18 protein-coding genes are annotated in these 24,814 nt (G+C 64.8%); 4 read left to right on the top strand and 14 right to left on the bottom strand.

Annotated elements, in window-relative coordinates:
* Positions 1-27: 27 nt before the first annotated feature.
* The 10 genes from NK8_RS05805 to rpsB form a co-directional block, all read right to left on the bottom strand.
* Positions 28-552: an OmpH family outer membrane protein gene (locus tag NK8_RS05805; RefSeq protein ID WP_162065467.1), complete on the bottom strand. Its 525-nt coding sequence runs from the start codon at positions 550-552 to the stop codon at positions 28-30.
* Between the two features lie 82 nt (positions 553-634).
* Positions 635-2,947, bottom strand: coding sequence for an outer membrane protein assembly factor BamA (bamA, locus tag NK8_RS05800; RefSeq protein ID WP_061175650.1), 2,313 nt, complete (start codon positions 2,945-2,947; stop codon positions 635-637).
* Positions 2,948-3,024: 77 nt separating this feature from the next.
* Positions 3,025-4,407: an RIP metalloprotease RseP gene (gene rseP, locus NK8_RS05795; RefSeq protein ID WP_213228007.1), complete on the bottom strand. Its 1,383-nt coding sequence runs from the start codon at positions 4,405-4,407 to the stop codon at positions 3,025-3,027.
* Between the two features lie 7 nt (positions 4,408-4,414).
* On the bottom strand, positions 4,415-5,632 hold the full coding sequence (locus NK8_RS05790) for a 1-deoxy-D-xylulose-5-phosphate reductoisomerase (protein ID WP_213228005.1): 1,218 nt from the start codon (positions 5,630-5,632) through the stop codon (positions 4,415-4,417).
* A gap of 18 nt (positions 5,633-5,650) precedes the next feature.
* Positions 5,651-6,463: a phosphatidate cytidylyltransferase gene (locus tag NK8_RS05785; protein ID WP_162065463.1), complete on the bottom strand. Its 813-nt coding sequence runs from the start codon at positions 6,461-6,463 to the stop codon at positions 5,651-5,653.
* Positions 6,457-7,239, bottom strand: a complete 783-nt coding sequence (gene uppS / locus NK8_RS05780) for a polyprenyl diphosphate synthase (RefSeq protein ID WP_061175654.1) — start codon at positions 7,237-7,239, stop codon at positions 6,457-6,459. The genes NK8_RS05785 and uppS overlap by 7 nt, the downstream gene beginning before the upstream one ends.
* 84 nt (positions 7,240-7,323) lie before the next feature.
* Positions 7,324-7,884 (bottom strand): ribosome recycling factor, encoded by a 561-nt coding sequence (frr, locus tag NK8_RS05775; RefSeq protein WP_162065462.1) that lies wholly within the window; start codon positions 7,882-7,884, stop codon positions 7,324-7,326.
* Between the two features lie 93 nt (positions 7,885-7,977).
* The gene (gene pyrH, locus NK8_RS05770; RefSeq protein ID WP_061175656.1) at positions 7,978-8,691 is read right to left on the bottom strand and encodes a UMP kinase; all 714 of its coding nucleotides are present in this window, start codon (positions 8,689-8,691) and stop codon (positions 7,978-7,980) included.
* A gap of 252 nt (positions 8,692-8,943) precedes the next feature.
* Positions 8,944-9,825, bottom strand: coding sequence for a translation elongation factor Ts (gene tsf, locus NK8_RS05765; RefSeq protein ID WP_213228003.1), 882 nt, complete (start codon positions 9,823-9,825; stop codon positions 8,944-8,946).
* Positions 9,826-9,966: 141 nt separating this feature from the next.
* Positions 9,967-10,719 (bottom strand): 30S ribosomal protein S2, encoded by a 753-nt coding sequence (rpsB, locus tag NK8_RS05760; RefSeq protein WP_061175658.1) that lies wholly within the window; start codon positions 10,717-10,719, stop codon positions 9,967-9,969.
* 390 nt (positions 10,720-11,109) lie between these two features.
* On the opposite strand from rpsB, the gene map reads away from it, so the two are divergent.
* The 4 genes from map (at position 11,110) to NK8_RS05740 (ending at position 16,932) form a co-directional block, all read left to right on the top strand.
* Entirely contained in the window at positions 11,110-11,919 is an 810-nt protein-coding gene (map, locus tag NK8_RS05755) for a type I methionyl aminopeptidase (RefSeq protein ID WP_162065461.1), read from the top strand.
* 78 nt (positions 11,920-11,997) lie between these two features.
* On the top strand, positions 11,998-14,583 hold the full coding sequence (locus NK8_RS05750; protein ID WP_213228001.1) for a [protein-PII] uridylyltransferase: 2,586 nt from the start codon (positions 11,998-12,000) through the stop codon (positions 14,581-14,583).
* Positions 14,584-14,589: 6 nt separating this feature from the next.
* Positions 14,590-16,458 (top strand): pseudouridine synthase, encoded by a 1,869-nt coding sequence (locus NK8_RS05745; protein WP_213227999.1) that lies wholly within the window; start codon positions 14,590-14,592, stop codon positions 16,456-16,458.
* Positions 16,459-16,695: 237 nt separating this feature from the next.
* Entirely contained in the window at positions 16,696-16,932 is a 237-nt protein-coding gene (locus NK8_RS05740) for a hypothetical protein (RefSeq protein WP_143328056.1), read from the top strand.
* A gap of 65 nt (positions 16,933-16,997) precedes the next feature.
* On the opposite strand, the gene def is transcribed toward NK8_RS05740, so the two are convergent.
* The 4 genes from def to smc form a co-directional block, all read right to left on the bottom strand.
* Positions 16,998-17,531, bottom strand: a complete 534-nt coding sequence (def, locus tag NK8_RS05735; RefSeq protein WP_061175663.1) for a peptide deformylase — start codon at positions 17,529-17,531, stop codon at positions 16,998-17,000.
* Positions 17,528-19,606 carry an NAD-dependent DNA ligase LigA gene (gene ligA / locus NK8_RS05730; RefSeq protein WP_213227997.1) on the bottom strand — a complete coding sequence of 693 codons (2,079 nt, stop codon included), beginning with the start codon at positions 19,604-19,606 and terminating at the stop codon, positions 17,528-17,530. Before ligA ends, def begins: the two co-directional genes overlap by 4 nt.
* A gap of 190 nt (positions 19,607-19,796) precedes the next feature.
* A complete protein-coding gene (locus tag NK8_RS05725; protein ID WP_213227995.1) occupies positions 19,797-21,044 on the bottom strand; it encodes a cell division protein ZipA C-terminal FtsZ-binding domain-containing protein in 1,248 nt (415 codons plus the stop codon).
* 178 nt (positions 21,045-21,222) lie between these two features.
* Entirely contained in the window at positions 21,223-24,738 is a 3,516-nt protein-coding gene (gene smc / locus NK8_RS05720) for a chromosome segregation protein SMC (protein ID WP_213227993.1), read from the bottom strand.
* Between the last annotated feature and the right edge of the window lie 76 nt (positions 24,739-24,814).

The following is a 24,814-nucleotide window of genomic DNA, read 5'->3' as shown; positions in this document are numbered from 1 at the left end:
CCTGATGCCATCTCGTCTCAGTCCTCGTCAGTTCGAGCTCGAGCCCGTGCCAGCCGAACTCGCGGCAAGCGCCTTCAGCACCTGATCCGTAATGTCGATGCGCGGGCTCACGTACACCGCTTCCTGCACGATCAGGTCGTAGTGCTGCTGCTCCGCGATCTGCTTGATCACCTTGTTCGCCCGGTCCAGCACCGCCGCGAGTTCCTCGTTGCGGCGCTGATTCAGGTCTTCGCGGAATTCGCGCTGCTTGCGCTGGAAATCGGCGTCGAGCTGCGCGAGGTCGCGCTGACGCGCGGCGCGATCGGTCGGCGCCAGCGAGGCGCCGCTCTTATCGATATTGTCCGACATCGACTTCAGGCGCTGCGCCATGTCCTGCAGCGCCTTGTCACGCTTGGAGAACTCCTGCTCGAGCTTCGACTGCGCAGCCTTCGCCGCAGCCGATTCGCGCAGGATGCGGTCCGAATTGACCGCAGCGATGCGCGCTTCCTGAGCACTGGCGGACATCGCCGTGCCCAGGCCGAGAACCATCGACAACGCAAGCGCCAGCGCCATATGTTTCGAATGCTTACCGGTTCCCAAAGTGTTCCTCACGTTACGTCTGATTGAATGAAGTTCGCGTTCGTCGGCATGCCGTTTAGAAAGCCGTACCGATCTGGAACTGGAACTTCTGATACTGGTCGCCTTCGTGCTTCTGCAGCGGGAAACCCAGGCTCAGCTTGAGCGGGCCGATCGGCGAGATCCACGCGAGACCCACACCGTAGCCGTAGCGCAGGCCGTTCGCGCCGGAGCTCGTGCCGCCCTGGTTCGGGTCGCCCCAGACGTTACCGGCATCGAGGAAGGTGAAGACGCGCAGCGTGCGGTCATAACCCGTGCCCGGCAGCGGGAACGTCAGTTCGATATTGCCGACCGCCATGCGCGAGCCGCCGATCGGATCGTTCGTCTTCGAGTCGCGCGGACCCAGCGAGCTCGGCGAGTAGCCGCGCACCGAACCGATACCACCCGCGTAGTAGTTCTTGAAGATCGGGTACGTCTGGCCTTGCAGGCCCTTGCCGTAGCCGCCCTGCAGGTTGAAGCCGAGCACGAAACCGCGTGCGAACGAATAGTAATACTGGAACTGCGCGTCGAACTTCGCGTAGGTCGTGTTGCCGAGCGGCGTGCCGTATTCCGCGTTCGACTGGACGTAATAACCGCGGCTCGGAACCAGCGCGCTGTCGCGATTGTCGCGCGACCAGCCGACCGTCAGCGGATAGTTGTTCACCACGCGGCCGAACTCGTTCACATAGTTCTGGTAGGACTGCGGCGTGGCCGAGTCCAGATCCATCGTGTTCTGCTCGGCGCCGACGCCGAAGAACACCGTGTCCTGCTCGGAGAACGGGATGCCGAACTTGGTGTCCGCACCCATCGTGATGATCTTGAAGCTCGAATCGGTCGAGTAGTACAGCGGCTGATACGTGCGGTAGTACGCGTCGGTGATGCGCTTGATGCCGTCGATCGTGAAATACGGATCGACCTGCGTCACCGTCAGCGTGCGGTACGTCTTCGCCGTGTTCACGTTGACCGCGAGACTCGTGCCGGAACCGAACACGTTGTCCTGCGACACGCCTGCCGAGAGCACCACCTTGTCCGTCGACGAGAAGCCCGCGCCCAGCGTAATCGCGCCGGTCGGCTTTTCGGCAACCTTCACGTCGACGTCGACCTGGTCGTTCGTGCCTTCCACCGGCGTCGTGGTGACGTCGACGTCGGTGAAGTAGCCCAGACGGTTGATCCGGTCCTTCGACAGCCCGAGGCGGCTCGAATCGAACCACGAGCTTTCGAGCTGGCGCATTTCGCGGCGCACCACTTCGTCGCGCGTGCGCGTATTGCCGACGATGTTCACGCGCCGCACATATACGCGGCGGCTCGGGTCGACTTGCAGCGTCAGCGCCACCGTGTGGTCGGCCTGATCGATCGCCGGCTGCGCGTTGACCTGCGCGAACGCGTAGCCATATTCGCCGAGCTTGTCGACGATCGCCTTGGTCGTCGCCTGCAGCTTCTCGGCCGAGAAGCGCTCGCCCGGCTTGATCTTGACGAGCTTGTTGAGCTCTGCCTCGCGGTCGAGCAGGTTGCCCGAAAGCTTGATGCTGCTGATCTTGTACGGCTCGCCTTCATGCACGGCGATCGTCAGATACATGTCCTTCTTGTCCGGCGAGATCGACACCTGCGTGGAATCGATGCTGAACTCGAGGTAGCCGCGGTTCAGGTAGTACGAGCGCACGTTCTCGAGGTCGCCCGTCAGCTTTTCCTTCGCGTAGAGATCGCTCTTTGTGTACCAGGAGAACCAGTTCGGCGTGGAGAGCTGCATTTCGCTCAGCAGCGTGCCCGAACTCACCGCCTTGTTGCCGACGAAATTGATCTGGCGGATCTTCGCGCTCGGGCCTTCGGCCACCGAGAACAGGATCGCGACGCGGTTGCGGTCCACCGGCGTCACCGTAGTGGTGACTTCCGCCGCGTAGTAGCCGCGCGTCAGGTACTGGCGCTTGAGCTCCTGCTCCGCCTTGTCGACCAGCGCCTTGTCGTACGAGCGGCCTTGCGAGAGGCCGACCGAGCGCAGCGCCTTCGTGAGATTGTCCTTGTCGAACTCGTGCAGGCCCGCGAAGTCGATGGCCGAGATGGCCGGGCGCTCCTGCACCTGCACGATCACCACGTTGCCTTCGGTAGCGATCTGAACGTCGTTGAAGAAGCCCGTCGCGTAGAGCGCGCGAATCGCTTCGGAGGCCTTGTCGTCGGTGAAGGTGTCGCCTTGCTTGATCGGCAGATAAGCGAAGACGGAGCCCGGTTCGATCCGTTGGAGACCGTCGATCCGAATATCCTGCACGACGAACGGCGTGGTGGCGTGCGCCGCCATGCCCGTTGCGGCGAGCGCCGCGGCCACAGCCGTCTTAGGAACAAAGCGATGAGGTTTGAACAACGTGCTTCCCCAGTATTTAAAGCTGCATTCGTTCCGGCGGTCGCTCGAGAGACGCCGCCAGAAATTGTCAAAGTGGATCAAAAACGAATCAGACGAGCGAGGTCATTGAACAGTGCGATCATCGAAAGCGCGACGATGCAGACCAGGCCCGCCCTTTGCAGAACCAGCTGCCAGCGGTCGGATACGGCTTTGCCGGTAACAGCCTCAACCAAATAATATAACAGATGCCCACCGTCCAATACCGGAATCGGTAACAAGTTCAACACTCCGAGACTGATACTGACGAGCGCAAGAAATGAAATAAAGGCGGTTACGCCGAGTCTCGCGCTCTTTCCCGCATAGTCGGCAATCGTGACCGGCCCGGAAAGATTCTTGAGCGACGCCTCGCCGATGATCATCCGCCCGAACATGCGCAGCGAGTAGACGCTGATGTCCCACGTGCGGTTCACGCCGAGGCGCACGCTTTCGAGCGGACCATAGCGCACGTCCACGGTCGGCAGTTGATTCGCGAGCGCGGCGCCGATGCGGCCGATATCCTTGCCCGTCGACGCATCGCGCTTCAGGTCCGGCACGATCTGCACGGATTCCCGCTGCCCGTTGCGCTCGATCACGAGCGTCACGGGCTTCGCACCGTGCGCCTTCACGTAGTCGATGAAACTCGTCGCGTTGTCGACATTGCGGCCGTCGATCGCGCGCAGCGTGTCGCCGGCCTTCAGGCCACCCTTCTGCGCGGCGCTGCCCGCTTCCACACCCGCGACCGTCAGCGTGCCGCCGCCCGGCGTGAAGCCGAGCTTGTCCATGAAGTCCTGATCGGCGTCGGCATCGGTGATGGCGGCGACGCTCATCGGGAAATCGAAGGTGCCGTCGTGCGTCTTCGCCGTCAGCACGATGCGCCGATGATCGAACGACGCATCGAGCAGCTTCCAGCGCAGGTCGGACCACGAGCGGATCGGATGCGCCTCGCCGCCTTGCGCGTCGCGCATCGAAAGAACCTTCTCGCCGCCTTCGAAGCCTGCGTGCGCCGCCGCCGTGTCCGGCGCGGGCTGCGAGACGATCGCCGCGGGCTCGGTCACGCCGGCCGCGAACACGGCGGAAAACAGTGCGATTGCGAGCAGGAAGTTGGCGATGGGCCCCGCCGCGACGATCGCGATGCGTTTGGCCACGCTCTGACGGTTGAAGGCGCGCGGCAAGTCCTCGGCGGGAATCTTCGTGCCGCTGTCGGGGTCGATCTCGCGCTCGTCGAGCATCTTCACGTAGCCGCCGAGCGGCAGCGCGGCGATGGTCCATTCGACGCCCGTCTTCTTGCTGACCCACTGCACGAGCGGCTTGCCGAAGCCGACCGAGAAGCGCAGCACTTTCACGCCGCACAGTCGCGCGACGCTGTAGTGACCGAATTCGTGGACGACGACGAGTACGCCTATCGCAACGACGAAGGCGACGATTTCGGTCAGAAAGTTCATGACGGCCTCAATGGGCGATGGGTTCGGCGCCCGGCGCGCTCGCGGTGAGCTCAGCGACGAAACGGGATGCGAGACGGCGTGCGTTCGCATCGGCGGCGAGGACGTCGGACAGTGTGGCGGCGCTCGTGTTCGGCAGCGTGTTCAGCACGCGCTCCACCACGCCGCCGATCGCCATGAAGCCGATGCGGCGCTCGAGGAACGCTTCCACGGCGATTTCGTTCGCCGCGTTCAGCGCGGCGCTCGCGATGCCGCCCGCTTCCAGCGCCTGGATGGCCAGCGCAAGGCAAGGGAAGCGCGCGAAATCGGGTTTTTCGAACGTAAGCGAGGCGATCTGCGCGAGATCGAGCGGCGCCACGCCCGAGTCCACCCGGTCAGGATACGCCAGCGCGTGCGCGATCGGCGTCCGCATGTCGGGATTGCCGAGTTGCGCGAGCACCGAGCCGTCGGCGTAGGACACCATCGAATGGATTACGCTTTGCGGATGGATCAGCACTTCGATGCGCGAGCCGGGCAGATCGAACAGCCAGTGCGCCTCGATCACTTCGAGGCCCTTGTTCATCATCGTCGCGGAATCGACGGAGATCTTGCGGCCCATCGCCCAGTTCGGATGCTTGACGGCCTCTTCGGGCGTGACGTTCACGAGCGTCGCGGGTTCGCGGGTGCGGAACGGGCCGCCGGATGCCGTCAGAATGATCTTCGACACGCCGCCGTGGAGCTTCGCTTCCTTGTCCGCGCAAGGCGGCAGGCACTGGAACACGGCGTTGTGCTCGCTGTCGACCGGCAGCAGGATCGCGCCGTTGTCGCGCACCGCGTCCATGAAGATCTGGCCGGACATCACGAGCGCTTCCTTGTTCGCGAGCAGGATGCGCTTGCCGGCGCGCGCGGCGGCAAGCGTGGGCGCGAGGCCCGCCGCGCCGACGATCGCCGCGACGACCGTATCGCACGACGCCGCGCGGGCGACCTCGACGAGCGCTTCCGGTCCGTGCGTCACTTCCGTCTTGCAGCCCTGAGCACGCAACGCCGCGGCGACGCGCACGGCGGTTTCGGCATCGCCGACGACCGCCACTTCGGGCTGGAATTTCAGGCACTGGGCAACGAGTTTGTCGCCGTTGCGGTGAGCGCTCAGCGCGTAGACCGAGAAACGGTCCGGGTGCCGCGCCACGACATCGAGCGTGCTGTCGCCGATCGAGCCCGTGGAGCCGAGCAATGTGAGACGTTTTTGCATAAATTCTTCTCTAGCCGATTAGCCAAGCATCAGCATTGCGATCGGCAATACGGGCAACAAGGCGTCGATGCGGTCGAGGACGCCGCCATGACCCGGCAGGAGCCCGCTCGAATCCTTGACGCCGGCCTGGCGCTTGAGCAGCGACTCGAACAGGTCGCCGACCACGCTGAACGCGACCAGCACGGAAAGCGCGACGAACGAGCGATCCCAGCCGAGATGCTCGACGAAAGCCGTGAACACGGTGGGTGCATAAAAGCCGGTGGCCGCGGCGAGCGCGCCGATGATGACAACGGCGAGCCACCCGCCGAGGGCGCCCTCCCAGGTCTTGCCCGGGCTGATCGACGGGGCGAGTTTGTGGCGGCCGAGCGCTTTTCCGGCGAAGTATGCGCCTATGTCAGCCAGCCAGACTACTAGCAGAAGCGATAGCACGAACGCCACACCCACCGTGCGGGCCGCGACGACCGCGTGCCAGCACGCGACGAACACGACGATTCCGGCGAAAAGCAGGAACGCGCGCCACGCGCCGCTTGCGAGTTGCGGCTTTCGTATGAGTGCAAAAGGACCCGCGAGGACCCAGAAAATCGCCGCCATCTGAAACAGCGGCCTGGGCGCGACGCCCAGAAAGGCGCTGAAAATCAGCGCGACGCCCGCGACCAGCGCGTAGGCCACCGGCCCCGCCCCGTTCAGCTTGAGCAGACGCCCCCATTCCCATGCCGCGAACACTACGACGAAACCGATCAGGGCTCCGAACGCGCCCACCGGCGCGAACAGCGTGACCGGCACGAGTACCGCGAGCAGGACGATTGCCGTGATGACACGGGTTCTTAGCATGAAAGGGTGTCGGCCTTCTGCGATTGGGAAGCGAGCTGCGCGCTCGTGCGCCCGAAGCGGCGCTCACGGTCGCCGTAGGACGCGATCGCGCGATCGAGCGCGTCGGCGTCGAAGTCGGGCCAGTAGGTATCGGTGAAATAAAGCTCGGTGTACGCGAGCTGCCACAGCAGGAAGTTGCTGATGCGCTGCTCGCCGCCCGTGCGGATGAAGAGATCCGGCTCCGGCGCGTAAGCCATCGCGAGATGCTCGGCGAACGATTCGTCGTCCACGCGCGCCGGCACGCCGGTTTCGAGCGATTGCGCGATGAGCTTCTTGGTAGCCTGCATGATGTCCCAGCGCCCGCCGTAGTTGGCGGCGATAGTGAGCGTGAGGCGGGTATTGCGGGCCGTCTTGGTCTCGGCGCGCTGAATGAGCGCGCGGATGCGGTCGTCGAACATGGCGATGTCGCCGACGACGCGCAGGCGGATGCCGTTCGCGTGCAGCTTGCCGATTTCGCGCTCGAGCGCGGTGACGAACAGGCGCATCAGGAAGGACACTTCGTCGGTCGGACGACGCCAGTTTTCGGAGCTGAACGCGAACAGCGTGACGAATTCGACACCGCGCCGCGCGCAGCTCTCGACGGTTGCGCGAACCGCGTCGACGCCGCGCGTATGACCGGCGACGCGCGGCAGGCGCCGCTCGGTCGCCCAACGGCCATTGCCGTCCATGATGATCGCGACGTGACGCGGGACAGCCGCGACATCGGGCACGGTAACGGTAGAGCTGGTATAGGTCATGGCCGCTGAATCTGGGAATCGGAGGGAGTGAGAGCCAACCTCGCAGCATGCGCGCGCGAGGCTGGCAGAACCGTTTCTACGGCCTCACACCGTCATGATTTCGGCTTCTTTGGTCTGAACGAGCTTGTCGATCTCGGTGACGAACTTGTCGGTGAGCTTCTGCACGTCGTCGCTTGCGCGGCGCTCGTCGTCTTCCGAAATCTCCTTGTCCTTCACGAGCTTTTTCAGTTGCTCGTTCGCGTCGCGGCGCAGATTGCGCACGGCGATCTTCGCGGTTTCGCCTTCGCTCTTCACGACTTTCGTGAGTTCGCGGCGACGCTCTTCGGTCAGCGCGGGCATCGGCACGCGGATGAGGTCGCCCTGGGTTGCCGGGTTCAGACCGAGATCCGATTCGCGGATCGCCTTCTCGACCACCGGGACCATCTTCTTTTCCCACGGCTGCACGCCGATCGTGCGCGCATCGACGAGCGTCATGTTCGCGACTTGCGAGATGGGCACATTCGAGCCGTAGTAATCGACCTGGATGTGGTCGAGCAGGCCCGTGTGAGCACGCCCTGTGCGAATCTTGGCGAGATCGGCCTTGAACGCTTCGATCGACCGCTGCATCTTCTGGTCGACGCCCTTTTTAATGTCAGCCACACTCATTTGAACCTCCAAACCTGGGTTTTACTGGCGAAAAGCGGCGCATTTTCGCGCGCGGCGTTTGCCATGCCGCGCGGCGCCTGATATCGCGTGAGTTTACACGTGGACGAGCGTCCCTTCGTCGTCGCCCTGCACGATGCGCTTCAATGCGCCCGGCTTCGTGATCGAGAACACGCGGATCGGCAGCTTCTGGTCGCGGCACAGCGCGAACGCCGTGGCGTCCATCACCTGCAGATTGCGGCCGATCGCTTCGTCGAAGCTGATCGTGCTGTAGCGCGTCGCGTGCGGATCCTTCTTCGGGTCGGCGGAGTATACGCCATCGACCTTCGTCGCTTTCAACACCACTTCGGCGCCGATTTCCGAGCCGCGCAGCGCGGCTGCCGTGTCCGTCGTGAAGAACGGGTTGCCGGTGCCGGCCGCGAAGATCACGACCTTGCCTTCTTCCAGCTGACGGATCGCGCGCGGGCGGATATAAGGTTCGACCACCTGATCCATGCGCAGCGCCGACTGCACGCGCGCCTCGATGCCCGCGTGACGCATCGCGTCCTGCAGCGCGAGGGCGTTCATCATCGTGGCGAGCATGCCCATGTAGTCGGCGGTTGCGCGGTCCATGCCGGCCGCGCCGCCCGCCACGCCGCGAAAGATGTTGCCGCCGCCGATCACGACGGCCAGTTGCGTGCCGATCCGCACCACCTCCGCGACATCCGCCACCATCCTTTCGATCGTTGCGCGATTGATGCCGAAAGCATCGTCGCCCATCAGGGCTTCGCCGGAGAGTTTGAGGAGTACGCGTTTGTAGGCTGTGGGCATATGAGTTTCCGATCGCGCCGAGGAGGGTTGCAACAACGTAGAACTGTAGGGGTGAAACAATGCTTACTGCAAGCGGGCCGGATCGGGCGGCGGGCGCGGTGAATCAGGGTTTACCCCTAGTTCACCGCGCCCGCTCTGGTGCGAACCGGATCGCTGAATACGGGCGGCGGGACGTTCCGCCGCGGGTCATGCCGGGCCGGCGCGCGGCCGCGTTATGACAGCACACGCGCCTTAAGCGAGCCTTAGGCTGCCTTAGGACTGCTTGGCCGCCGCGACTTGCGCCGCAACTTCGGCTGCGAAGTCGTCCTGACGCTTCTCGATGCCCTCGCCGACCACGAACAGCGCGAACTTCTGCACCGACGCGTTGCCAGCCTTGAGCATTTGTTCGATCGTCTGCTTGTCGTTCTTCACGAACGGCTGGTTCAGCAGCGACACTTCCTTCAGGTACTTCTGGACCGAGCCGTCGACCATCTTCGCGACGATCTCGGCCGGCTTGCCCGACTCGGCGGCCTTCTGCTCGGCGATGCTGCGCTCCTTGGCGATCAGATCGGCCGGCACTTCGTCCGACGACAGCGAAACCGGCTTCATCGCGGCGACGTGCATCGCGACATCCTTGCCGACCTGGTCGTCAGCGCCCGTGAACTCGACCAGCACGCCGATACGCGTGCCGTGCAGGTACGACGCGACCTTGTTGGCCGACTCGAAGCGCACGAAACGGCGGATCGACAGGTTCTCACCGATCTTGCCGACGAGCGCCAGACGCACGGCGTCGACCGTCGAACTTTCCAGCGGCAGCGCCGACAGCGCGGCCACGTCGGCCGGGTTGTGCTTGGCGACCAGTTCGGCGATCGTCTTGCCGAAGGCCAGGAAATCGTCGTTCTTCGCGACGAAGTCGGTTTCGCAGTTCAGCTCGACGAGCGCGCCCACGCCGCCTTCGACGTGCGCCGTCACGATGCCTTCAGCCGTCACGCGCGATGCCGCCTTGCTCGCCTTGTTGCCGAGCTTCACGCGCAGCAGCTCTTCCGCGCGCGCCATGTCGCCGTCGGCTTCCGTCAGCGCCTTCTTGCATTCCATCATCGGCGCATCGGTCTTCGCGCGCAGTTCTGCCACCATGCTTGCGGTAATTGCCGCCATCATTCGCTCCTTGAGTCTGTTTGATACGTGCCGCCGGCCTTGACTACTCGCCCACGGCAGGAAAATTGGCATTTCTATCGCTTCGGCTAAAAAAAAGGGGCCTTTCGCAAAGCCCCCTTTTTTGTCGGCCGCAGGGCGCGCTTACGCCTCTGCGTTGACCTCGACGAACTCGTCGCCTTCGCCGTTGCGCACGGCCTGGACCACGTCGTTCACCGCATTCGCGCGGCCTTCGAGGATCGCGTCAGCGACGCCTTCGGCGTACAGTGCCACGGCCTTCGACGCGTCGTCGTTACCCGGGATCACGTAGTCGATGCCTTCCGGCGAGTGGTTCGTGTCGACCACGGCGATGACCGGAATGCCGAGCTTCTTCGCTTCGGTAACAGCAATCTTGTGGTAGCCGACGTCGATGACGAACATTGCGTCAGGAATGCCGCCCATGTCCTTCACGCCGCCGATGGACTTTTGCAGCTTGGCCATTTCGCGTTCGAACAGAAGCGCTTCCTTCTTGCTCATGCGCTCGGTTTCACCCGATTCCAGCGCTGCTTCCATGTCCTTCAGGCGCTTGATCGAAACCTTCAGCGTCTTGAAGTTGGTCATCATGCCGCCGAGCCAGCGAGCGTTGACGAACGGCATACCGGCGCGCGCTGCTTCCTGCGCGATGGTGTCGCGCGACTGGCGCTTCGTGCCGACGAAAAGAATCGTGCCGCGGTTCGCTGCCAACTGGCGCACGTACTTCAGCGCGTCGTTGTAGAGCGGCAGGGTCTTTTCGAGGTTGATGATGTGAATCTTGTTGCGATGACCGAAGATGTACGGGGCCATCTTGGGGTTCCAGAAGCGCGTTTGGTGACCGAAGTGGACACCCGCTTCCAGCATTTGACGCATCGTGACTGCCATGGAAATTCTCCGCGAGGGTTGGGTCTTAAGCCGGCTGCCGCATCCCGCGCCCGGTTTTTTCGCTTTCCGGACGCCGGACACCCTGGGTGCGCCGGCTTGCTAATCGACTTGAAACTACATTCCAAGCCGTGATCCGTGACTGCGTTCAGATGATCCGATTGTCCCGGAAGATCGTGACGGCAAGATGGATTACGACTTAGCCTGCGAGTATAGCATGTGAGGATTGGTCGGCTCAAGCCGCACGACCGGACCGGATTTCCCGCGCGCACCCGCCGGCACCTTGCCACCGCGCTTGCGGCCCCAAACTATCCGGGTGCGGCGCATTTCTTAAGGTGCGATAATGCCGCTTTCGCGGCTCACTGCCGCATACACGCATTTCTGAGCCAAGTCATGTCCATTACGCTGAAAAACGACCACGATATCGCGCAGATGCGCGTCGCCTGCCGGCTCGCCAGCGAAGTGCTCGATTTCATCACGCCGCACATCACGCCCGGCGTGACGACCGAGGAACTCGATCGCCTCTGCCACGAATACATGGTGAAGGAACAGGGCACCGTTCCCGCACCGCTCAATTATCAGCCGCCCGGCTATCCGCCGTACCCGAAAGCCACCTGCATCTCCGTGAACGACGTGATCTGTCACGGCATCCCCGGCGAGAAAGTGCTGAAGAACGGCGACGCGCTCAATATCGACATCACCGTCATCAAGAACGGCTATTTCGGCGATACGAGCCGCATGTTCATCGTGGGCGAGGGCTCGATTCTGGCGAAACGCCTGGTGCAGACGACCTTCGACTGCATGTGGCTCGGCATCGATCAGGTGCGCCCCGGCGCGCATCTCGGCGATATCGGCGCGGCGATCCAGAAGCACGCCGAAGCGCAGGGTTACAGCGTCGTGCGCGAATACTGCGGCCACGGCATCGGGCAGGTGTTCCACGAGGAGCCGCAAGTGCTGCACTACGGCCGTCCGGGCACGGGCATCGAATTGCAGGCGGGCATGATTTTCACCGTCGAGCCGATGATTAATGCCGGCCGCCGCGAAATCCGCACCATGCCCGACCAGTGGACCGTCAAGACGCGCGACCGCAGCCTTTCGGCGCAGTGGGAGCACACCGTGCTCGTCACGCCGACGGGCTACGAAGTGCTGACCGTCTCGGCGGACACGCAGGCGCCGTCGCAACTGATCGCGGCCACCGCCTGATTCCGCGTCTTCCGGCGCCCGCCATCGCTGCACGCGGGCGCATCCCTTCGCCGTTCCTCGTCACCGTCCGGTCCATCCATGAGCGTCACTGCCGCCATCGCCACGCCCTGTGAAACGTTGCGCGCCGCCTACAAGGCGGCGAAGGCGGCGCTGATCGTACGCTTCGAGGCGACCTCGAACGTCGAGCCGCTGATGCACGCCCTCGCCCGCGCCACCGACGACGCCCTCAAAGGCGCCTGGGCCGCCTGCGACATGCCCGACGGCGCCGCGCTCGTCGCGGTCGGCGGCTATGGGCGCGGCGAGCTCGCGCCCTATTCCGACGTCGACATCCTCGTGCTCCTCCCGGAGGCTTCGCCGCACACGAACGATGCCGAACTGAACGGCCGCGTCGAACGTTTCATCGGCATGGCGTGGGATCTGGGGCTCGACATCGGCAGCAGCGTGCGCTCGGTCGAGCAATGCATCGCCGAGGCGGGCAACGACATCACGGTGCAGACGTCGCTGCTGGAAGCGCGGCGCATCTGCGGCGATACGCAGCTGTTCCAGCGCTTCTCGGCGCGCTATCGCGAAACACTCGACCCGCGCGCGTTCTTTCAGGCGAAAGTGCTGGAAATGCGCCAGCGGCACGCGAAATTCCAGGACACGCCGTACAGCCTCGAACCGAACATCAAGGAAAGTCCGGGCGGGCTACGCGATCTGCAACTGATTCTGTGGATCGCGCGCGCGGCCGGCTTCGGCAGCAGCTGGCGCGAACTCGACTTGCGCGGGCTCATCACCGAGCGCGAAGCGCGTGAACTGCGCCGCAACGAAGGCTTCCTGAAGGCGCTGCGCGCGCGGCTGCACGTGATCGCGAAGCGCCGCCAGGACATTCTCGTCTTCGACCTGCAGACGCCGCTCGCGGAGAGCTTCGGCTTCGAGGCGACTGCCGCCAAGCGCGCGAGCGAGCAGTTGATGCGCCGCTACTACTGGGCCGCCAAAGCCGTGACGCAGCTCGCGACGATCCTGATCCAGAACGTCGAAGCGCAGCTTTTCCCGTCGACGAGCGGCATCACCCGCGTCATTTCCGGGCGCTTCGTCGAGAAGCAAGGGATGCTGGAAATCGCCCGCGACGATGTCTTCGAGCGCGAGCCGCACGCGATTCTCGAAGCGTTCCTGCTCTACGAGCAGACGCGCGGCATCAAGGGCTTTTCCGCCCGCACGTTGCGGGCGATCTACAACGCCCGCGACCTGATGGACCGCGACTGGCGGCGCGATCCCGAAAACCGCCGGCTCTTCATGGAAATCCTGAAGCAGCCCGAAGGCATCACGCACGCGTTCCGCCTGATGAACCAGACGAGCGTGCTCGGGCGCTATCTGCTGAATTTCCGGCGCATCGTCGGGCAGATGCAGCACGATCTCTATCACGTCTACACCGTCGACCAGCACATCCTGATGGTGCTGCGCAATCTGCGGCGCTTCGCGATTGCCGAACACGCGCACGAGTATCCGTTCTGCAGCCAGTTGATGGGCAACTTCGAGCGCCCGTGGGTGCTCTACGTGGCAGCGCTTTTCCACGATATCGCCAAAGGCCGCGGCGGCGACCATTCGACGCTCGGCATGGCCGACGCCCGGCGCTTCTGCCGCGAGCATGACATCGGCGCCGAAGATACCGAGCTCGTCGTGTGGCTCGTGCAGCAGCATCTGACGATGAGCCAGGTCGCGCAGAAACAGGACACGAGCGATCCGGAAGTCATCAAGCAATTCGCCTCGGTCGTGAAGACGGAGCGGCGGCTCACGGCGCTGTATCTGCTGACCGTCGCCGACATCCGCGGCACGAGTCCGAAGGTCTGGAACAACTGGAAGGGCAAGCTTCTGGAAGATCTTTTCCGCGCGACGCACGCGGTGCTGGGCGGCGCGCAGCCGGACACGCACTCGGAACTCAAGTCGCGTCAGGAAGCCGCGCTCGCGCTCCTGCGGCTCGAAACCGTGCCGGAGCACGCGCAAAAGCGCTTGTGGGATCAACTCGATGTCGGCTATTTTCTGCGTCACGATCCGGCCGATATCGCGTGGCAGACGCGCGTGCTCTACCGTCACGTCGAGAGCGATGAGCCGATCGTGCGTGCGCGGCCCTCGCCCATCGGCGCGGCGCTGCAGGTGCTCGTCTACGTGAAGGACCGGCCGGATCTGTTCGCCGGCATCTGCGGATATTTCGACAAGAACGGCCTGTCCGTGCTCGATGCGCGCGTGACGACGACGCGCCACGGCTACGCGCTCGACAATTTCCTCGTCGCGCATCCGGATCACGACGGGAGTTATCGGGACATCGCCAATCTCGTCGAACAGCAACTGGCCGCGCTGCTCGCGGACGAACGCATTCTGCCGGAACCGTCGAAGGGTCGCTTGTCGCGGCTCGTCCGCACGTTTCCGATTACGCCGCGCGTGGACCTGCGTCCCGACGATCGCGGCCAGTACTACATCCTGTCCGTGTCGGCCAACGACCGGCAGGGCCTTCTTTATTCGATCGCGCGCGTGCTGGCGCAACACCGGATCGGCGTGCAGGCGGCACGGATCAACACCCTCGGCGAACGCGTCGAGGACGTATTCCTGATCGACGGCAAGAGCCTGTCGAACAACCGCACCCAGATCCAGGTGGAAACCGAACTGCTGCGCGCGATCGCAGCCTGAGAATTTATGCGCGTCAAACTGACAGCCAAACATCCGCGTCCCACATCGGCGACGCGCTCCCCGGTTCGTGCCGGCACGACCACCGGGCGCAAGCCTGCTCGCGCGAGCGCGCCGGAGGAGGCGCGTCCGAAGCGCGCGGGCCAGCCGGCGGAGGGCAAGCGCGAACCGCGCTCGTTCAAGCCGCGTGGCGACGATTCGCGTCCGGCGTCCGGCGAGCGCGGGCCGCGCAAGTCGTTCGAAGGTCGTCCGTCGGGTGGCGATGAACGTCGCCCATTCAAACCGCGTGGCGATGATTCGCGTCCGGCGTTTGGTGAGCGTGGACCGCGCAAGTCGTTCGAAGGCCGTCCGCAGGCAGGCGACGAACGTCGCTCGTTCAAACCGCGCGGCGATGACTCGCGTCCGGCGTTCGGCGAGCGCGGACCGCGCAAGTCGTTCGAAGGCCGTCCGTCGGCAGGCGAAGAACGCCGCCCGTTCAAACCGCGTGGCGATGATTCGCGCCCGGCGTCAGGCGAGCGCGGGCCGCGCAAGTCGTTCGAAGGCCGCCCGCAGGCAGGCGATGACCGTCGCCCATTCAAACCGCGTGGCGATGACTCGCGTCCGGCGTTCGGCGAGCGCGGACCGCGCAAGTCGTTCGAAGGCCGTCCGCAGGCAGGCGATGAACGCCGCCCATTCAAACCGCGTGGCGACGACTCGCGCCCGCCGTCCGGCGAGCGCGGGCCACGCAAGTCGTTCGAAGGTCGTCCGCCGGCAGGCGATGAACGTCGCCCATTCAAACCGCGTGGCGATGATTCGCGCCCGCCGTTCGGCGAGCGCGGACCGCGCAAGTCGTTCGAAGGCCGACCGCCAGCAGGCGAAGAACGTCGCCCGTTCAAACCGCGCGGCGACGATTCGCGCCCCGCATTCGGCGAGCGCGGCGCGCGCAGATCGCCCGAAGACCGCCCGTTCAAACCTCGCGAGGACCGCGCGCCCGGAACCCGCCCGCCGCGCCGCGACGATGGCGACCGCCCGTTTGCCAAACGCGAAGACCGCAGCGACACGCGCAAGCCTTCGCCGAAGTCCGAAGCTAAACCAGCAACACCCGCCGCGGAATCCGCACCGAAGCACCGCGACCATCACGATGGCCTCGTCCGCCTGTCCAAGGTGATGTCGGAACTCGGCCTCTGCTCACGCCGCGAAGCCGACGAGTGGATCGAAAAGGGCTGGGTGCTCGTCGATGGCGAAGTCATCGACACGCTCGGCTCGCGCATCCGTCCGACCCAGAACATCGAGGTGCTGCCCGCCGCGCGCTCCGCGCAATCGCAACTCGTCACGATCCTGCTGCACAAGCCGGTCGGCTACGTGTCGGGACAGGCGGAAGACGGCTACGAGCCGGCCGTGACGCTCATCAATCAGGCCAATCACTGGAACGAGGACCGTTCGGGAATCCGCTTCACGCCGGGACATCTGCGCACGCTCGCGCCCGCAGGCCGCCTCGACATCGATTCGACGGGCCTCCTCGTGCTCACGCAGGACGGCCGCATCGCGAAGCAACTGATCGGCGGTCATTCGGAAGTCGACAAGGAATATCTCGTGCGCGTGCGCTTCGGCGAGCATACGGTCGATGTCGATCAGCATCTGCCCGCCGAGCAGCTCGCGTTGCTGCGTCACGGTCTAGAACTCGACGGCGTGCCGCTCAAAACGGCGCAGGTAAGCTGGCAGAACGGCGAACAGCTTCGCTTCGTGCTGCGTGAAGGCAAGAAACGTCAGATTCGCCGTATGTGCGAACTGGTCGGGCTGGAAGTCGTCGGCCTGAAACGCGTCCGCATGGGCCACGTCGCACTCGGCGCCCTGCCGCCGGGTCAATGGCGCTATCTCGCATCGAACGAGAGTTTCTAAGCAAACCGAAACGTCCGCGCGTACGTCGACCGAACGTACGTGCGGACTCATGCTGCGTCGCAAAAATGCGACAAAAATGGGCACGATGCAGTCCCGATCGTGCCTTTTTGTTTCCTGCCGCTTTCTGATTAAAGAAAATGAATCATCGATCCGATACACCTGTCAGGCGGATGCACGCCGGGTCAGGTGGAAGACGGCAGGATCAGCATCGTTGAACGGCATTGAGGGAGAATCGCCATGTCAGTTGAGATCATCGTTCGTGAGACAGGAACCGGTCTGGAGATCGTAAGCGGCCGACGACGTCTCGAAGCCCTGCTCGCCCTGCGCGACGAAGTCGTCGTGATGAGCCCCGGCGTCGGCGAGATGGTCGTCGCGCGCCTGCCCGACGGACGTCTGCAAGCGTCGGCGAATCCGGAGCACGTCGCCCTGTTCCGTCAGCCCGACGTCACCGGCAGTACCAAGACGCTGGCGTAAAGAAAAGGCCGCTCCTCGCGAAGCGGCCTTCCACTCGATTTCGTTGCGGCCCGAAACGCGCGGCGTTACTCGTCGCGCACCGGATCGAGCCCCGGAAAGAGCACTTCCGTGAAGCCGAATTTCGAGAAGTCGGTGATCCGCATCGGATAGAGCTTGCCGATCAGATGGTCGCACTCGTGCTGCACGACGCGCGCGTGAAAGCCCTCGGCCAGCCGCTCGATCGCGCTGCCGTACTGGTCGAAGCCCTGATAGCGGATCATCGAGAAGCGCTGCACCGCGCCGCGCAAGCCAGGCACTGAGAGGCAACCTTCCCAGCCCTCCTCCATGTCATGGCCGTTCGGCGTGATGATCGGGTTGATGAGCACCGTCTCCGGCACCGACGGCGCGTCGGGATAACGCTCGTTGTGCCCGAAGCCGAAGATCACGACCTGCAGGTCGACGCCGATCTGCGGCGCGGCGAGGCCCGCGCCGTTGGCGTCGCGCATGGTGTCGAACATGTCCTGCACGAGCGCGTGCAGTTCGGGCGTGTCGAAATGCTCGACCGGCTGCGCGATGCGCAAAAGGCGCGGATCGCCCATCTTCAGGATTTCGCGAATCATGGAGTGACTCCTTCCAAAAGCTTGTGCATGCCGTCTTCGTCGAGAACCGGAACCCCGAGTTCCTCGGCCTTCGCGAGCTTGCTGCCCGCATCGGCGCCCGCCACGACGTAGTCGGTCTTCTTCGATACCGAGCCGGCCACCTTGGCGCCGGCCGCCTCCAGCATTTCCTTCGCCTGCTCGCGCGACAGTGTGGGCAGCGTGCCCGTCAGCACGACGGTCTTGCCCGCCAGCACGCCCTGCGGCGCCTTGGGCGCGGGCGGTCCTTCCGGCCATGACACCTTCGCACGCAACTGCTCGATCACATGCTGGTTGTGTGCTTCGCCGAAGAAGTTGTGAATGGCCTCAGCAACGATCGGACCGACATCATTGACTTCGAGCAACTCTTCCACGGACGCCGCCATGATCGGATCGAGCGAGCCGAAATGCTTGGCCAAATCCTTCGCCGTCGATTCGCCCACGTGCCGGATGCCCAGCGCATAGATGAAGCGCGGGAGTGTCGTCTTGCTCGCCTTTTCCAGCGAATCGATCAGGTTCTGCGCGGATTTGTCCGCGAAACGGTCGAGCGCCGCGAGCGTCGAGAAACCCAGATTGAAGAGATCAGCGGGCGTACGCACCAGATTCTGCTCGACCAGCTGATCGATGATCTTCTCGCCGAGCCCGTCGATGTCGAGCGCGCGGCGTTGCGCGAAATGCCACAGCGCCTGCTTGCGCTGCGCCGGACAGAACAGCCCGCCCGTGCAGCGCGCGATCGCCTCGTCCGGCAGACGCTCGATCTTCGATCCGCAGACCGGGCATTGCGTCGGCATGACGAACTCGCCCGCGTCGGCGGGACGGCGCTCGAGCAGCGCGCCGACGACTTCAGGAATCACGTCGCCCGCGCGCCGCACGATGACCGTATCGCCGATGCGGATGTCCTTGCGGCGCACCTCGTCCTCGTTGTGCAGCGTCGCGTTGGTGACCGTCGCGCCGCCGACGAACACCGGCGCGAGCCGCGCGACCGGCGTGATCGCGCCGGTGCGGCCCACCTGCACGTCGATCGCGAGCAACTCCGTCAACGCTTCCTGCGCGGGAAACTTGTGCGCGAGCGCAAAGCGCGGCGCGCGCGACACGAAACCAAGCTTGTCCTGCTCATCGCGCCGATCGACCTTGTAGACGACGCCATCAATGTCATACGGCAGCTTCTCGCGCTTCTCGCCGACCTTGCCGAAAAAGGCGAGCAAGCCATCCGCGCCCTGCACGACCGCGCGCTCCGCATTCACCGGCAAGCCCATTTCCTTGTACCAGTCGAGCAGCGCCGCATGCGTGGCCGGCATCTCGGCGCCTTCCAGCACGCCAATGCCGTACGCGAAGAACGACAGCGAGCGTTGCGCGGTCATCTTCGGGTCGAGCTGGCGCAAACCGCCCGCCGCCGCGTTGCGCGGATTGGCGAATTCACGCTGCCCGGCGTCGCGCTGGCGTGCGTTCAGGCGCTCGAAGTCGCGCTTGAACATCAGCACTTCGCCGCGCACGTCGAGCCGCTTCGGCACGTTCTTGCCCTTCAGCGTGAGCGGAATCGAGCGAATGGTTCGCACGTTCGCCGTGACGTCTTCGCCGGTCGCGCCGTCGCCGCGCGTCGCGGCCTGCACGAAATGGCCGTCCTCGTAGCGCAGGGAAATCGCGAGTCCATCGAACTTCAGCTCGCACGCGTACTCGACGGGCACGTGACCCAGCGCGTCGGACACGCGCTTGTCGAATGCGGCGATGTCCTCGTCCGCGAAGCCGTTGTTGAGCGAAAGCATCGGCACGTCGTGGACGACCGGCGTGAAACCTTCGGCGACTTCACCGCCTACGCGCTGCGTCGGAGAATCGGGCGTGATCAGGTCCGGATGTTCGGCCTCGATGCCCTGAAGCTCTTTGAACAGCGTGTCGTATTCGGCGTCGGGCAGATCCGGCTGATCCAGCACGTAATACGCGTAGTTCGCGCGCTCCAGCTCGGAGCGCAACCACGCCGCGCGCTCGGCCGGACGATCGGCGCTCGGCACGGCGGCTTCCGACCTGGCGGCAGCGGCGGATTCGGCTTTTGTTTTTGCGGACATGCGGCTTGAGAAAGTGGGTAAGTTCGTCAACCGACCGTTCGATTGTCTCAGAAGATCGGTAAATGGTGGCATCGGCCGAACGGCCTATCTGCGGGCGTCGGTGCGGCGGCGCGCACGCAAAGAAAAACGCCCCGGCTGGGGCGCGATTCTCTGACGCGAGCGCGGTTCGTCGAACGCGCGCGGCGCGGCACTATTGGCTGAAAAGACGCCGCGTCGCGGGCGAGCCGGCCGGAATGCCCGCCTGCTCCAGCTTCGCATACAGCGTCATCAACTGCTTTTCGATGGCGAGCAGCGCCGATTCGGGCAGCGGCCGGCGCTGATCGTCGACGACGCGCGCGCCGATGCGCTCCGACAGCGACTTCGCGTAATCGCACATCAGCCTGAACGGCAGGATGTCTTCATCGGCGACGGGCACGTCGAGCACCAGCGTGATCATCTGGCCGCCCTTGTAGGTCAGGTCGTCGCGCAGGAAGTTGGTGTCGCCGAACTGGAGCATGAAGACCGGGTTCTGCTTCGCGTCGAGCTTCACGAAACGCGTGCCGTCGCGCGACAGCAGGAGACCGTCCTGCGACGCCACCGCCTGCACGTAGTTCGCGGACCACGGCGCACCGTCGGAGAGAATGTTGATCGAGAGTTGCGCGTCGCATTGCGCGGCGAACGCGTCGAGTTCTCGCGCCATGCCGACGGTTTCCATCATGTCGGGGAATTCGGGCGCGCCGTCGATCGCGTCGGCTAAGCGCTGCACGCCGGTCACGAACTCGGAGAATTCGAGTTCGTTCAGGGGCCCGCTGCGGTTCGCCAGTTGCGCGGCCGCGCGCAGTTCGTCATAGCGCACGCCGTTGCGCGGCAACTCCCATGCGCTCTCGCCCTCGCTCTTGCCTTCGATCGTCACGGGCTTCGTGCCCGCGCGACGCAGGCGCTGCGCGAGCGGAATCACGCGATCGCCCGCGACCGGCGCGGCGAGACAAATCGGCACGACGCAATCGATACGGCGATCCACCACCGCCGGCGGCGCCGATGAAATCGTCGTTGCGGCGGGCATCACGGGTTCGGCACGTTCGTCTTCCGTGTCGCTTTCGGCTTCCTGCGCCGCGCCATTGGCGGAGGTCGCCTCGGCCTGAAGATCGACGGCAGTATCGGCCGGCGCAACCGACGGCGCCGGATTCGCGCTGCCGAAGCTCGGCTCCATGCGCGCGTCGCGCGGCTGATCGGCGGCGGCATCGTCGCCCGCGACCGGCTCGCGGCGCGACTGACGCACGGGCTCGATGAACGGCTGCTCGTCGTCCGCTTCCTGGCGGGCAAGTGCGTCCGCCGCTTCGTCGGGCATCGGGCGCGGCATCTTGCGCCGCACCTTCGCGCTCTGCCACGCGTTGTACACGACCACGCCGCCCACCACCACGGCTCCGGCTCCAATCAAACCGAGAGTCAACTCGTCCATGCAGGCTCCACTATTCTTTTTCAAGTTACGAAGCACCGCGCGATCTGTCGCACGCATCGCGCCGCGTTCCGGCTTCTCGCCGCCGCCTGGCCGATGCGCGCCACTCCGCGTCTGGCGCACGCCGCCGGAACATCTTCCGGCCCTTCACTCAATCAAAACTGTTGCGACGCGCGAGGCTTCAGCCGTTCTGCGCGAAGCCCGACGCGGCTTCCATATCCACCGCGACGATGCGCGACACGCCCTGCTCCTGCATCGTCACGCCGATCAGTTGCTGCGCCATTTCCATCGCGATCTTGTTGTGCGAGATGAACAGGAACTGCGTCTTCGCCGACATTGCGCGCACGAGGTTCGCGAAACGTTCCGTGTTGGCGTCGTCGAGCGGCGCGTCCACTTCGTCGAGCAGACAGAACGGCGCGGGATTCAGCTGGAACATCGCGAACACGAGCGCGGTGGCGGTCAGTGCCTTTTCACCGCCCGAAAGCAGGTGAATGGTCGAATTCTTCTTGCCGGGCGGCTGCGCCATCACCTGCACGCCGGCGTCGAGGATTTCGTCGCCGGTCATGATGAGCTTCGCCTGGCCGCCGCCGAACAGACGCGGGAACAGCTCGCCGAAGTGACGGTTCACCTCGTCGAACGTACCTTGCAGCAGCGCGCGCGTTTCCTGGTCGATCTTCTGGATCGCGTCTTCCAGCGTGCCGATGGCGTTGTTCAGATCGGCCGATTGCGCATCGAGGAAATGCTTGCGCTCGGTCGCCGCCGAGAGTTCTTCGAGCGCGGCCATGTTGACCGGCCCGAGCGCGAGGATCGCGTTGTTCAGGCGCGTGACCTCGCCTTGCAGATACGACGGCTTCATGTCCGGCGTGAGCTTCGCGGCGAGTTCGGCTTCGTCCACGCCCGCCGCCTGCAACTGCTCGACGAACTGCTCGCCGCTGATGCGCGCCGCCTGCTCCTTCAACTGCAGTTCGTTGATCCTGTCGCGCAACGGCTGCAGCGAGCGTTCGGCCATGAGACGCTGCTCGTCGGACTGACGCAGCCGCGCAGTGAGATCGTCCAGTTCGACACGCGCCGCGTGCAGCGATTCCTCACGCGCCGCGCGCACTTCGAGCGCGTCGTGCAGGCCGGTCTGCGCCGTCTGCTCGTTGATGGTTTCGAGTTCGGCGCGCGCATCTTCCAGCGCGCCCGCAATGCGTTCGCTCTGGTCGTGCGCCGTCTCGATGTTGCGTTTGTATTCGTCGATCTTCGCGGACAGGCCGCGCACCGCGAAACCCGCGTCGCTCGCCGCGCGCTCCAGCTCGCGCAATTCATGACGCGCGCTGGTCAACGCTTCATCGAGTGATTCGAACGCAAGCTGGTTGTCCTCGAAACGCGCCTGCAACTGGGCGATCTCGCCATCGTGACGCTCGAACGCGGCTTCCGATTCGGCGCGCAACGCGCGCTGCTCTTCGATCTGCGCGGCGATCTCTTCGAGTTCCTCGCCGATCTGCGTATTGCGCTGCGTGTAGCGCTCGTGCGCCTGGGCGAGCTTGAGCACGTCGAGCTGCAATGCGTGGACTCGCTGCGTCGCGCGTTCGGCGGCGGCGCGTGCCTCCGCGAGCGTCTGCGAGGCTTGCGTGTGCGCGGCATCGGCGCGCACGGCGCTGGCTTTGGCTTCGTCGGACAACAGCGCCTGCGCGCGCACCTGCTTCGTGAGGTTCTCGATTTCCTGCGCGCGCGCGAGCATGCCAGCCTGCTCGGAATCCGCCGCGTAGAGCTGCACGCCCACGCGCGTTACGATATGCCCCGCCTTCACGACGAACGCGGCGCCCTCCGGCAACTGATTGCGCGATGCCAGCGCGGCTCCGATGTCGTCGGCGACGAAGGTCGTGGCGAGCCATTCGTTGAGCACGGCGCGCAGACCCGGATCGTCGATACGCACGAGCGACAGCAACGAGCGCAGGCCTTGCGCCGTCTCGACCGGCTTGCCCGCGACGGGCGGCGAATAGAACGCGAGCTTGGCGGGCGGCGCATCGGTGGCGAAGGCCTTGACCCAGTCCAGATTCGATACTTCCAGCGCGGCGAGACGCTCGCGCAGCACCGATTCGAGCGCCGCTTCCCAGCCGGTCTCGACGTGCAGCTTCTTCCAGAGGCGCGGCAGCGCGCCAAGCTCGTGCTTGTCGAGCCACGGCTGAATCTTGCCTTCGGTCTGCACGCTTTCCTGAAGCTGCTTCAGAGCAGCGAGGCGCGCTTCGAGCTGGTGGATCTGTGCGCTTTCTTTTTGCACGCGCTCCTGCGCCTCACGGCGCCCGGCGTCCAGACGCGGCACCGTTTCCTGCGCATCGGCGAGACGCGCTTGCGCTTCGGCGAGAATCTCTTCGTTTTCGGCGAGCTGCATGCGCAGCTCTTCGAGATGCGCTTCGTCGGGTGCGTCCAGCCCTTTCGCTTCGCTCTTGAGCCGCTCCTGACGCTGCTGCAGTTGCTGAAGCTGTTGATCCGCGTTGCGTTGATGCGCCGCTTCGAGCTTCAGCGCCTGCTCCGCGCGCGCGATGCCTGCGCGCTCGTCGTTCAACTGCGCCTGCGCGTCGCGCCAGCGGGCTTCGAGCGCGGGCAGCGCGTCGTGCTTGGCGGCCGCGTTTTCCTGGGCGATCGCGGCCTTCTCTTCGCCTTCGGCGAGGGCATCGGTGGCGGTATCGATTTCATCGCGCGCCTTCTGCGCCTGCACCTGCCACTGCTCGCGCTGAGCGGTGAGCGCGGCAATCTGCGCCCGCACGCGATTGCGCGATTCGACGATGAAGCGGATCTCCGCTTCGAGCCGGCTCACTTCGGCGTTGGCTTCGTACAGCGAGCCTTGCGCGCCCTGCATCGCGTCGCTTGCGCTGTAGTGCGCGACGCGCAGCGTTTCGAGTTGCGCCTCGACTTCGCGCAGACGCGCGGTCTGCGCTTCGAGTTCGACCTGCGCCTCGCGGATCGCGCGCTGCTGGCGCTCGGCCTCGTTGCCCGCTTCCTTCTTGCGCAAGAGCCACAGAAGACGCTGCTTCTCTTCGCCTTCGGCCTGCAATTCCTTGTACTTCGTCGCGACGACCGCCTGCGCTTCGAGCTTCTCGAGATTGTTCGACAGCTCGCGGACGATGTCCTCGACGCGCGTCAGGTTCTCGCGCGTGTCATGCAGACGGTTCTCGGTCTCGCGACGGCGCTCCTTGTACTTCGACACGCCCGCGGCTTCTTCGAGAAACACGCGCAGCTCTTCCGGCTTCGCCTCGATGATGCGCGCGATCATGCCTTGCCCGATGATCGCGTAGGCGCGCGGGCCGAGACCCGTGCCGAGGAAGATGTCCTGAATGTCGCGGCGGCGCGCGGGCAGATTGTTGATGTAGTAGCTGGAGGTGCCATCGCGCGTCAGCACGCGCTTCACGGCGATTTCGCCGTAGCTGCTCCACTGACCGGCGGCGCGGCCGTCGGCGTTATCGAAAATGAGTTCGACGCTTGCCCGGCTGCCGGGCTTGCGCGCCGTCGAGCCGTTGAAGATCACGTCCTGCATCGATTCGCCGCGCAGCTCGGAGGCGCGCGATTCGCCGAGCACCCAGCGCACGGCATCGATGATGTTGGACTTGCCACAGCCATTCGGTCCGACCACGCCGACCAACTGGCCGGGGACCTGAAAATGCGTGGGATCGACGAAGGACTTGAAGCCAGCGAGTTTTATCGAGGTCAGACGCACGGCGATATCGCTGTTTTGAATTGATGACGGAGGATAGATGGCAGACGAGCGTCGCGGCCCGTCGATCGCATTCGGT

It is taken from the genome of Caballeronia sp. NK8 (assembly GCF_018408855.1).
Classification (GTDB): Bacteria; Pseudomonadota; Gammaproteobacteria; order Burkholderiales; family Burkholderiaceae; genus Caballeronia.
The sequence above is the reverse complement of the archived record's forward strand: the minus strand, read 5'-3'. Positions and strand labels throughout refer to the sequence as shown.

What these genes read in the sequence shown, in the direction of transcription:
- NK8_RS05805 (WP_162065467.1), bottom strand. Translation starts at nt 552, where the DNA reads ATGGCGCTGGCGCTTGCGTTGTCGATGGTTCTCGGCCTGGGCACGGCG.
- ligA (WP_213227997.1), bottom strand. Translation starts at nt 19,606, where the DNA reads ATGTCCGCAAAAACAAAAGCCGAATCCGCCGCTGCCGCCAGGTCGGAA.
- def (WP_061175663.1), bottom strand. Translation starts at nt 17,531, where the DNA reads ATGATTCGCGAAATCCTGAAGATGGGCGATCCGCGCCTTTTGCGCATC.
- tsf (WP_213228003.1), bottom strand. Translation starts at nt 9,825, where the DNA reads ATGGCGGCAATTACCGCAAGCATGGTGGCAGAACTGCGCGCGAAGACC.
- pyrH (WP_061175656.1), bottom strand. Translation starts at nt 8,691, where the DNA reads ATGCCCACAGCCTACAAACGCGTACTCCTCAAACTCTCCGGCGAAGCC.
- NK8_RS05740 (WP_143328056.1), top strand. Translation starts at nt 16,696, where the DNA reads ATGTCAGTTGAGATCATCGTTCGTGAGACAGGAACCGGTCTGGAGATC.
- NK8_RS05725 (WP_213227995.1), bottom strand. Translation starts at nt 21,044, where the DNA reads ATGGACGAGTTGACTCTCGGTTTGATTGGAGCCGGAGCCGTGGTGGTG.
- rseP (WP_213228007.1), bottom strand. Translation starts at nt 4,407, where the DNA reads ATGAACTTTCTGACCGAAATCGTCGCCTTCGTCGTTGCGATAGGCGTA.
- map (WP_162065461.1), top strand. Translation starts at nt 11,110, where the DNA reads ATGTCCATTACGCTGAAAAACGACCACGATATCGCGCAGATGCGCGTC.
- NK8_RS05785 (WP_162065463.1), bottom strand. Translation starts at nt 6,463, where the DNA reads ATGCTAAGAACCCGTGTCATCACGGCAATCGTCCTGCTCGCGGTACTC.
- NK8_RS05745 (WP_213227999.1), top strand. Translation starts at nt 14,590, where the DNA reads ATGCGCGTCAAACTGACAGCCAAACATCCGCGTCCCACATCGGCGACG.
- frr (WP_162065462.1), bottom strand. Translation starts at nt 7,884, where the DNA reads ATGAGTGTGGCTGACATTAAAAAGGGCGTCGACCAGAAGATGCAGCGG.
- NK8_RS05750 (WP_213228001.1), top strand. Translation starts at nt 11,998, where the DNA reads ATGAGCGTCACTGCCGCCATCGCCACGCCCTGTGAAACGTTGCGCGCC.
- NK8_RS05790 (WP_213228005.1), bottom strand. Translation starts at nt 5,632, where the DNA reads ATGCAAAAACGTCTCACATTGCTCGGCTCCACGGGCTCGATCGGCGAC.
- rpsB (WP_061175658.1), bottom strand. Translation starts at nt 10,719, where the DNA reads ATGGCAGTCACGATGCGTCAAATGCTGGAAGCGGGTGTCCACTTCGGT.
- uppS (WP_061175654.1), bottom strand. Translation starts at nt 7,239, where the DNA reads ATGACCTATACCAGCTCTACCGTTACCGTGCCCGATGTCGCGGCTGTC.